The organism is Bacillus sp. EB106-06-01-XG163 (assembly GCF_058791615.1).
Map to the genome: position 1 here is coordinate 242,288 of NZ_JBYTDS010000004.1, position 9,669 is coordinate 251,956.

12 protein-coding genes and 1 pseudogene are annotated in these 9,669 nt (G+C 50.0%); 8 read left to right on the forward strand and 5 right to left on the reverse strand.

Going from position 1 to position 9,669, the window contains the following annotated elements:
- Positions 1–8 precede the first annotated feature (8 nt).
- Complete coding sequence (locus AC3WTF_RS07155) at positions 9–551, forward strand: DUF2777 family protein (protein ID WP_014417377.1); 543 nt, start codon at positions 9–11, stop codon at positions 549–551.
- Positions 552–815: 264 nt separating this feature from the next.
- On the opposite strand, the gene AC3WTF_RS07160 is transcribed toward AC3WTF_RS07155, so the two are convergent.
- Together AC3WTF_RS07160 and AC3WTF_RS07165 are read right to left on the reverse strand one after the other, a co-directional pair.
- A complete protein-coding gene (locus AC3WTF_RS07160; protein ID WP_007409161.1) occupies positions 816–1,172 on the reverse strand; it encodes a YisL family protein in 357 nt (118 codons plus the stop codon).
- A 93-nt stretch (positions 1,173–1,265) separates the two neighbouring features.
- Positions 1,266–2,171: pseudogene (locus tag AC3WTF_RS07165) on the reverse strand (fumarylacetoacetate hydrolase family protein).
- A 217-nt stretch (positions 2,172–2,388) separates the two neighbouring features.
- Here AC3WTF_RS07165 and AC3WTF_RS07170 point away from each other — a divergent pair.
- From AC3WTF_RS07170 to AC3WTF_RS07200, 7 genes are all read left to right on the forward strand, one after another.
- Positions 2,389–2,604 carry an aspartyl-phosphate phosphatase Spo0E family protein gene (locus AC3WTF_RS07170; RefSeq protein WP_007409163.1) on the forward strand — a complete coding sequence of 72 codons (216 nt, stop codon included), beginning with the start codon at positions 2,389–2,391 and terminating at the stop codon, positions 2,602–2,604.
- A 189-nt stretch (positions 2,605–2,793) separates the two neighbouring features.
- Positions 2,794–3,015, forward strand: a complete 222-nt coding sequence (locus AC3WTF_RS07175) for a spore germination protein (RefSeq protein ID WP_003155135.1) — start codon at positions 2,794–2,796, stop codon at positions 3,013–3,015.
- 12 nt (positions 3,016–3,027) lie between these two features.
- The gene (locus tag AC3WTF_RS07180) at positions 3,028–3,264 is read left to right on the forward strand and encodes a spore germination protein GerPB (RefSeq protein ID WP_007409164.1); all 237 of its coding nucleotides are present in this window, start codon (positions 3,028–3,030) and stop codon (positions 3,262–3,264) included.
- Positions 3,265–3,299: 35 nt separating this feature from the next.
- A complete protein-coding gene (locus AC3WTF_RS07185; protein WP_003155139.1) occupies positions 3,300–3,917 on the forward strand; it encodes a spore germination protein GerPC in 618 nt (205 codons plus the stop codon).
- Positions 3,914–4,090 carry a spore germination protein GerPD gene (locus AC3WTF_RS07190; protein ID WP_003155141.1) on the forward strand — a complete coding sequence of 59 codons (177 nt, stop codon included), beginning with the start codon at positions 3,914–3,916 and terminating at the stop codon, positions 4,088–4,090. The genes AC3WTF_RS07185 and AC3WTF_RS07190 overlap by 4 nt, the downstream gene beginning before the upstream one ends.
- Positions 4,090–4,485, forward strand: coding sequence for a spore germination protein GerPE (locus AC3WTF_RS07195; RefSeq protein WP_007409166.1), 396 nt, complete (start codon positions 4,090–4,092; stop codon positions 4,483–4,485). The genes AC3WTF_RS07190 and AC3WTF_RS07195 overlap by 1 nt, the downstream gene beginning before the upstream one ends.
- 39 nt (positions 4,486–4,524) lie before the next feature.
- Positions 4,525–4,743: a spore germination protein gene (locus tag AC3WTF_RS07200; RefSeq protein ID WP_003155143.1), complete on the forward strand. Its 219-nt coding sequence runs from the start codon at positions 4,525–4,527 to the stop codon at positions 4,741–4,743.
- A gap of 43 nt (positions 4,744–4,786) precedes the next feature.
- On the opposite strand, the gene hlpB is transcribed toward AC3WTF_RS07200, so the two are convergent.
- The 3 genes from hlpB to sbcD are packed head-to-tail and all read right to left on the reverse strand — an operon-like array spanning position 4,787 to position 9,657.
- The gene (gene hlpB, locus AC3WTF_RS07205; protein ID WP_032871148.1) at positions 4,787–5,080 is read right to left on the reverse strand and encodes an HNH nuclease-like protein HlpB; all 294 of its coding nucleotides are present in this window, start codon (positions 5,078–5,080) and stop codon (positions 4,787–4,789) included.
- A 15-nt stretch (positions 5,081–5,095) separates the two neighbouring features.
- The gene (sbcC, locus tag AC3WTF_RS07210) at positions 5,096–8,488 is read right to left on the reverse strand and encodes an exonuclease subunit SbcC (protein ID WP_492314221.1); all 3,393 of its coding nucleotides are present in this window, start codon (positions 8,486–8,488) and stop codon (positions 5,096–5,098) included.
- A complete protein-coding gene (gene sbcD, locus AC3WTF_RS07215) occupies positions 8,485–9,657 on the reverse strand; it encodes an exonuclease subunit SbcD (protein WP_167860036.1) in 1,173 nt (390 codons plus the stop codon). Before sbcD ends, sbcC begins: the two co-directional genes overlap by 4 nt.
- Positions 9,658–9,669: the final 12 nt, after the last annotated feature.

Sequence of the window (9,669 nt, forward strand, 5' to 3'; positions counted from 1 at the left end):
GCACGGTTATGAAACGAAAACAGCTTTTCTCAGAAAAAAACAAATGGGGTCGCGGCACCCTGATGATAGAGGACGGCATCTGCCTCGTCGAAAACGATGAAGGCGATATCCTGCTGGCAGACAGTCTAGGAAACGCAGACGTATTGATGAAACGCGGCGGCAGATGGCAGCCGGCACGGATTTGCGGCGGTGCGGCCGAAATCGGCGCAGACACCATCCCCCTGCTCGGCGGGGAAGAAATCCGTTATGAAAAGGCGGTCAAACGGCCGCTGTTAACCTTGCTCGATTCGCTGGACGATGAAACGTTTCTGCTGTTTCTCAGCCATCTGCACGGGTTCGGCCTGTCTGTATATGATTGCGTATTTTCCTACAATCAGGCGCTGTTTTCCGGTGAAGGCGTTTCGTTTTATCACTTCTCGGCGGATGACGCACAATGCGCCCTGCAGCATCACCGCGGCAGCTCGGGTAAACACGACAGATTTGAATGGACGGCATCTGACGGGCGGCGCTCCATTATGTATTCTGCGGCAAAACAAGACGGCACCGCGTAACAAACAGGCGGCACCTTTTAAATAGGTGCCGCCTGATGTATTCAGCTTTGTTTTTCACGCTGATTGATGCCCGGCGTTTGCTTTTACCCTTCACAGCCGTAGCTTTTGCGGAAACAAGAGTGATTGACGCTTTTGGCATCCTGCACATCTCCTTCGCCTCATCAACATCCCCTGTCACGGCATTTCTCATTCAGCGGCACAGTTGCGCAGAATGTATGCGCAACTAAAAAAACCCGGATGCATCCGGGTTTTTCAAGCGATTGATTAAAATACGTGAAAGCCGATCGGCAAGTGAAGGCCGAGCAGCACCGTCAGGACGAGCACGATAATAAAACCGATCCACAGTCCGCCGGTTGATTTGCCTTTTTTCTTGCGGATGACGAGCATTTCCATCAGTCCGATGGTAATGATGCCGAGCAGCATTTTTCCGGCGTACTCTCCGTTCCAATTCGCAAAACGGACAAAAAGCTCAGCTCCGGTCAGAATAATAATAATGTAGAATAAGCGCAGAATCATATGCGTAATTTTTGCGCCCTTCGCTTTTCCGGAACCGTACAGCCCGTAGCTGACAAATACCAGGATAAGCGCAACGACCCATGAAGTAATATGCCAATGTGTCATTATGTTCAATTCCCCCTATCAGATCAATCTGCCTCACTTATGGTACCACAACAAGCCGATCGGAGCATTATCAATCGTGCGAAAGACACACAATTATCCGATTTGGTTCGACAGCGTGCCGATCGGTTCAATTGTAATGTCAATGCGGTCCCCCGGCTTTAAAAATTTCGGCGGCTTAAACCCTTTTCCGACACCGGACGGCGTCCCCGTCGCTATAATGTCACCGGCTTCAAGCGTCATCCCTTTTGACAGCGTTTCGATTAATTCAGCTATCGGAAAAATCATGTCACCCGTTGATCCTGATTGGCGCAGTTCTCCGTTCACCCGCGTTTCAACTTTCAGGCTTTGCGGATCACTGACGGCCGACTTATGTACAATGACCGGGCCCATCGGGCATGTCGTATCGAGGCTTTTGCCGATAAAAAACTGTTTATGTTTCTTCTGCAAATCGCGCGCTGTTATATCGTTTACAATTGTATAGCCGAATATATGATCAAGCGCATGTTCTTTCGAGATGTGCGATCCGCTTTTAGATATGATTACCGCAAGCTCCCCTTCATAATCAAGCTGCTCCGTTACGTCCAAGTGGCTGTCCACTGTTTCTCCGTGTCCTGTAACGGCAGCCGGGGCTTTCGTAAAAACCATGGGATGCTCCGGTATATCCGCCTAACTCCCCATTTCAACGGCATGATCACGATAATTTTTCCCGATGCAGATCACGTTCTTTGAAGGTCTCGGAATAGGCGCGCAAAGCTTTACGTCAGACAGCGCATACATAAATGAACCCGACTCGTCATTCGGTTTTTTCGCCCATTCCGCAAGCTGTCCGGCATGCGCGACAAACTTATCTCCTTTTTGAATGCACTCGATCAGCGAACCCGGAATCGTCTCAAGTTCAAACAATTTTTTTTCAGCCTTTTGCAGATCTAAGATTTTGTCATCATCAATGATCAGACCGACAAATGTTCGGCTGTTCAGTTCCCCTGTCGCAAATTTCATGTTAATCCCCCATCATTTTTAAATCTGGCATTCCTTTATGTATTCTTCCTCCGGGCGGGAAATTCCTCTTTTAAACAGGCTGAAAATAAGTGTAAAAGAGTATCAAAAATTGTCACTTTTTTAGTCATATTGACGAAATAAAACCTTCTTGGCCAAAATGGGTTATACTATTATCATCCTATGTTTTCCAAAATAATCGAGAATTGGAGATCACACGATGAACAAAATTGAAGAAAAAAGATTAACTTTATTCGAGACAGCGCAAAAATTCGGAATCAATGCAACGGAGACCATCAGGTGCAGCCAGGAGCTGGACAGCCTTTTAAACGGGTGCCGGGGCGGGCTCATCCAACAAACGAAAGACAGCGGGCTGAACCCGGCCGCACAGATTGAGCACGGCCGCACCGCAGGAAAAAAAGAGGCTTTCTCATAAACGTGATATGTATATAAATCTGTATCATTTATGTATAAGACCCGGCATGCGTAAAGCGCCGGTGTTTTTACGTCTAAAGTTTTTTCCGCTCACAAAAATGTGCATTTGTCATAAGCTATTTTAGGCAGGCAGCCCAGATAAGCTCCTGGAGTGCAGTCATGAAAATCTTCACGAAAAGGATGTGCTCGTATGCCCGCAATTGTCGGAGCGTTTAAAATTAATGCCGTCGGTACGAGCGGAGTCGTTCATATAGGCGACTGCATCACCATTTCTCCAAAAGCAGAGGTTAAGACATTTGCCGGAGCGGGCAGCTTCAATACCGGAGACAATCTCACACTGACGAATTACAGGAATTCAACGAATGTGTACGATAATGATGTAATCGATCAGCCGATGGCAGGAAACGCATAAAGGAGGCGCCGTATGAATTTTTACGTCAATCAGTCGATCCATATCAATTACATGCGTGTAGAATCTGTCAGCAATTCCTCCATACTGCAAATCGGAAGCGCCGGTTCAATTAAATCTCTTTCCAATCTGTACAACACAGGGAGTTATGTTGAGCCGGCGCCGCCTGTCACCGCGGGGCAGCAGACTGTAACAACAGGGGGAGGTCCCGGCACCTCATCATTTGTACCGCTCCAGCCGCCAAGCCGGTAGTTTTAATGAAGGAAACGAGACGCGAGGTGAATGTCATGTATGATCAATCCGTTTCATCCTACCTGCAGAATTTAAATTCTTTCGTCCAGCAGCAGGCGCAGCAGATTCAGGAGCTCGAACGGCAGCTGAAAGAATTCCAAAATGAAATTTCAACGCTGAAGCAGCAGCCTTCTACAAGAATCGATCGGCTCGAGTATAAATTTGATCAGCTGAAAATTGAACGGCTGGAAGGAACGCTGAATATCGGATTGAATCCGACTGATCCGAATGCCGTGCAAAACTTCGAAGTCGGCCAGACATCTCCGCAGGTCGGAATGATGCAGCAGGAACAGGCGGGCCAGCAAATGCAGCAAATCCGCCAAAACGTCGATATGTACCTGAATGAAGAAATCCCCGCGCTTTTAGAACAGCTCGAAACTCAGTATGAGAGCAGGCTGGACGAAACGAACAAATATCATATTATTGAAGATATCAGAAAGCAGATGGACAGCCGGATTCAGTATTATCTGTCCCATGTCCCGAAAGAAGAAAATACGGCGCCCGCGCAATATGCCGAGCAGATTGCCGAACATGTGAAGCGTGATATTGTCAGGGCCGTCGAGCACTTTATTAAGCACATACCTGGTGAAATGAAAGGTGATGATCCGTCATGATTTTTACAGTGATTAACCGGAATATTGAAGTCGGCGACATCCGGTCTACCGGTGTGTCCAGTTCTTCCTTATTATTAATCGGCGACACCGATTCCGTCTATCTGTCTTCCATCTTTGACACGCCTCCGGAATCTCTTATTATCGGGCCTTATGTGCCGCTGGCGCCGGAATAATGTTAAAGCGCATTTCACGCCTCCGGAACGCCAAAATCAATTCAGTCGGGATTGCGAGTGTTTTTCAAGCAGGCGATACGAATGAAATCAATATGCGGATCAAAGTATTGGCCGATCAGCGTAGTCTTGCTGTATACAGAGATGATGAAGGCTCATTTAACAAAAAAGAATACCAGATTTTTCGGCAGCCGGCCGTCATGCCGTTACCGGAAACGGGAGTCCAAAGCGCATTCTGCCATGAAAACCCTTCAATTCGGGTAAGGAATGTGAAAGTTCAAGGGGTATCGTCAGCGTCCGTGGTTCAAATCGGATCGACGTCGATCGTTCTGGGAGATTCGCGGCTGAAACATATTAGGCAGATCTTCACGCCAAGCTCACAATCACAGCAGCCCTGACATATAATGACGGTGAGACTTCTATAAAGGGTGTCGTTTATGCCAGCAATTACCGGACCTATAGCTATCAATTCCATATCGGGCGGAGTCGTAAACTTTGGTGATTCCTTTTACCTTTCTCCAAAAAGCTCTTCTAAATCTGCGCTCGGTTCGGGAGCAGGCAATACCGGAGATTTCCTGTTATTAAACAACGTTGTCAATGCGACAAACTATATAGACCCCGATGTCAGCGATCAAAATGTGGTCGGAAACGCCTAAAAAGCAGCCGCTCTTTCAGAAGAGGGCTGCTTTTGGTTCAGCGTTATTTTCGTTCATTTGCTTTTTTTGTTTTTACAATCTTTTCCGGCGGCTGTTTTCTGATCCATTTCACAAACCGCGCGAGTTTCGGGTCACGCCGCAGCTCTTCTATTCCCGTGAGCCTTGCCGCAAGCTCCTGATTCGTATAGAGCGCGTGAACCTGTTTATGACAAGGGATGCAGAGCATTGCGGTCGGAAGGAATGTCCCGCCTTCTTCCTTAGGCGTTAAGTGGTGCTCCGTCAGCCGCACATGATGGCGGCCGCATAATTCACATGTGCCCTCGGCAGAATCGGCCATAATTCCTTCTCCTTTCTACATGATCTCCAATGTGACCCGGGTGCCTTTCCCGCCCGGCTCGGACGGATGAACGATTAATTTTTTCGGCAGACGCGCTCTCAGCTCCTGCACATGGCTGATCACTCCGACGGATAAGTTGTCCGATTGCAGCTTTTCGAGCGCTGTGACAACGGTGTCTAAGAGCCCTTGGTCAAGAGTCCCGAATCCTTCATCTAAGAAAAAGAATTGCAGCGGGTATTGCCCCCGCAGCTGAATCTGGGCGGACAAGGCAAGCGCAAGCGACAGCGATGTCAGAAACGTCTCCCCGCCGGAAAGGCTTGATACGGGCCGTTTGACGCCTCCGTTCGCGTCATCACGCATGACGAAACCGCCTTCTGAATCGACTAATATGGCATACCGCTGCCTTGTCAAAGCTCCGAGACGGGCAGAGGCGTCTCGAGCCACGCTTTCCAGCTGTTCTTCCGCTAAAAATTCGACGAATGTATTGCCTTTACATACAGACTGGAGCTTATCAAGCCTGTCAATCTGTGTCTGCCAGCTTTTCAGTTCGGCTTCAATCTCTTTAAAGCGCTTATGCTGTTTTTGCATAACCGCGAAGGCTTTTGCCTGTGCTCCTTTTTCCTCCATGGCGGCGCCTGACTCAGCCTCTGCCTGCTTCAGCAGAGAAACGGATGCTGTCCATTCTTCCTCCGATATCCGGCGCTCGGCTAATTTATCAGTAACACGGCTGATATTTGCCGATAGCTGTTTTGAGGTGTCCAAGAACTCATCTATTTCTTTTTTCATTTCCTCAGCACGCCCTTGCGGAAGCAGACTTTTTTTGACTTGGTCCGGGTCGGCAAACCCGGTGTCTTTTGACCTCACGCGCCAGTCGTTTTGCGCTTTCTCAAGGGAGGTCTCAGCATCCCTGAGTGACATGAGACTCCCGGATTCCCGGCCTTTTGCGTCATTCAGTGATTGCTGCGCCTGCTTCAGCGCGTCGAATAGGGACTGTTCTTTGGATTTTAACAGCTGTAATTCCTGCCGCACCGCTTCAAGCTTTGCGGAAATTGATGTTTCTTCGGCTGCTGTTCCGAGCTCTTGTTCATATCCGTCAATCACCTGCTGCAGGCGCTCAGACGCATAGTGAAGCTCGAGCCGTTCCCGTTCAAGCCGATGCTTCATCTCCTGCAGGCGTTCTTTCTCCTCTTCATGTTCCTTGAGGAATGCGATGCTTGTTTCAATGCGCTTCTCACATTCTTCTGCCTGCCTGTCCTTCTCATCTATCGAAGCCTGCCAGGCGTCAATCCGGTTTGGCGGAATATCACCGCAGACTTCATTGTACTGATTCAATCGGCTTTCTGACAGCGATTCAAGCTCTTCTAATGAATGTCTGAGACGGTCGGCTTCTTTTTCCTCGTAGCGGATTCGTTCGGCAAGCTGCTCAGCTTGTTTCACCGTCTGCTGATGCGCGCTGATCAGTCTTGTGACCTTCTCTTTTACCGACAGCATATCCTGTTTCATTTGTTTCCATTCCAAGCGGACGGCGCTGAACGCTTCATCAAGCGGGCGTCCGCTGATGGAGGAAGCGGCTTCCAGCTCCGGAACCCGGACGCTTTGCAGAAACGGACATTCTTCGGTAAAACGCCCCGACTGTTCTTCTAATGCAACCTTGGCTGTCAGCACTTCCTGAGAAAGAGCCGCCGCCTCAGAAAGCAGCGCTTCAACCTGCTGCAGCTGTTCCTGTACAGCCGTATCAGGCGAGAATGTTTCATGAGCGGAACGCGGGCGGTCATGCTGCGTCGAGCCGCATACAGGACAAGGCTTTCCTTCGATTAGTTTTTCCGATAATTCTTTTGTTAATGCAGCCGTTCTCGCTTCCTCTGAGCGCCTGCGGAGATCGGCTTGCGTTTTGTCAGCCCGTTCGGCTGCGGCTTTCAGTGAACGTTCCGTTTCACAGACCATATGGTAAACGGTTTGAAGCGTTTGATAAGCGTGCGTAATATCTTCCTCTTCCGTTTTCGCTTTCGCTGTGAGCGACTCGCTTTCTCCGTTCAGCTTCTCCACGTTTTTCAGCTGCGTTGTCAGATTGGCCCGTTCTTTCGTGATTTGTTCCTGTATCTGCTGAAAGCCTGCCGCCAGCTGTGCGGCGGTCTGGCATTTTTTCCGTTCATCGGCGGTCACTTGAACTGCTTTCAGCTCTGCTTTCAGCTCATTCTGCCTGTTTTGGCCGCGGGTCAGGCGGTCTTTCACTCCGGCCAGCTGTTTCGAGGCGGCTTCGTATTCTTCCTCTTTTTTGCTGTGTTCCGCATTTGTTTTTTCCGCTTCTTTTTTCGCTTCAAACAGTTTTTGTTCAATGGCTGAAAGTCTTTGATACAGCTCTTCTTCCTTGACAAGCTTCGGCTCCTGTTCGGCCTTATGGGCCCGCCATGCTTCATAGGCTTCATTTTGCCGGGTAAATGAAACGGTTTCCGCCTCTGATTTCCGTTTGGCCAGTTCGTGTTCCCGTTCGGCGCGCTGCTTCCGGCGGACGGCTTCTGTGTAACGGTCTGCGTACGGCTCAAGGGCGAGAGCTGTTTCCGCCTCTTTAAGACGCTCAGTCAAATCCGTGATGTACGGGCGTCTTTCCTCAAGCTTTTTCTCCCGGCGCTCATATTCATCTCTTTCTGTCTGCAGGTTCCAAATTTCCTGGTGATTCTCAAAGCGCTCTTTTGCCCGGACCCGTTTCTTCTCAGCTTCTTCAAGCCGTTCGTTCGCTTCGTGAAACTGCTGTTCAGCCTGCTTCAGCGCATCTTCTCCTGCGTCTCCGAGGCCGGATTGTTCGGCCAGCATTTCATTTTTTTTCGCTGCCGCTTCCTGCGCCCGCCGCCGCAATTTTTTGACAAGCCTGTCCCCGTACTGTTCCAGATTAAACAGGCGCTGGAGCATATGTCTTCTTTCCGCGCCTTTAAGCGACAGAAACTCGGCAAACTTTCCTTGCGGCAGCACGACGGCTCTTGTAAAGTCGTCAATGGTCAGGCCAAGAAGCTCCTCTACCTTTTTGTTCACTTCATTCGCTTTATCGGCCAGCACCGTTTGTTCGTCTTTGATTTCAATCAGGCGGCAGAGGGCGGTTTTTACTTTCGTTTCATCCGTTCTCTTAAAAACGCGCTCGACCTTGTAGGAAACCCGGTGGCCGGATTGAAGCGCGAATGTAAATGAGACGGCGAGCTGCTCTTCGGCATGATTCAGGATGCCGTGCGTATTATTTGCGGCGCGCTCCACTTTTCCGTATAAAGCGAGTGTCATGGCATCAAGGATCGACGATTTTCCGCTTCCGGTCGGCCCGAAAATCCCGAACACCCCGGCTCCTGACAGTCCGGCAAAATCAATGGTCTGTTCCTCCCTGAAGCTGTGGAGCCCTTTTATCGTTAACAGAATCGGCTTCATGTCGCATCCTCCTCATCATCTGCTGACGCAAGCTCTAAAAACAGCTTGACCATCTCCTCATCCGGCACGCCGCCGCCCGTTTGTTTTTCATAAAACTTCTTAAATCGATCCTCAATTGATGTGTGTTTCACTTCAATCCGGTCATTTTCGGTCTCTTTTTCTTCAAAAACCGGCCTGATATGGATAAAGCCGGGATGCGCCTTTCTCAGCCGATGAATTTCCTCGAGAGAAAGCTGATCCGTCAAATGGATATCAAGATCGATCCAGGCATTCCGGTCACGCCCTTCATCAAGCCAGCCGTGAACCTCGCTCAGCCCCTGCGCTTTCCATTTGACGAGCGGTTTACCGGAAGACAGGAAAATCTCTTCCCACTTCGCTTCTCCGCCGGGCTTCGCTTCTACCACCGTCACCGATTTGGCATAACCGGCTTCTGAAAAGCTGTATGCCAGCGGAGAGCCTGAATAACGGGCAGCCGTCTTGGCGCGCTTGATCGTTTGCGGACGGTGGAGATGGCCGAGAGCCACGTAAGCCGCATCAGCCGGCAGGCTGTCAGCGGCAACTGTGTAAGCGCCCCCGACTTCAATCGGACGCTCTGAATCAGTCTGATTTCCCCCCGCGACATAAATGTGGCTCGCCGCGATTTTCACGGCATCGTTCCGGCACAGTCCGCACATGTGAGCAAACGCCTCTCTGATTTTCACATCGTAATGATCGCGAAGAAGCTTTTCCTCAAACGTATCAGAAAGCACTTCGTTTAATCTCGCCTCTGACGGATATGCCAGCGCGGCTACGGCTAACAGCTCGTCCGTCGACGGCACCTCAATATGCACGGGTTCTGTCCGCGGATAGCCGATTAAATGAATGCCGCGCTCATTTGTTAACGGAGAAGCCGCCGCCAGCCTGTCGGGATTGTCATGGTTTCCGGCAATGACGACAACCGGGCGCTTTCCGCCGTCAGAAAGCGCGGAAAGACTTTCGTAATACAATTGTTCAGCGAGCGCAGGCGGGTTGACCGTATCAAATACATCCCCCGCCATAATGACCGCATCAATATTTTCTTCCTTGACAATGGTATTCAGCTCTTCCAATACCTCGGCCTGCTCGCTCAGCCGGCTTCTGCCTTCCAGCGTTTTGCCGAGGTGCCAGTCAGCTGTATGTAAAATGCGCATACCGCATTCACC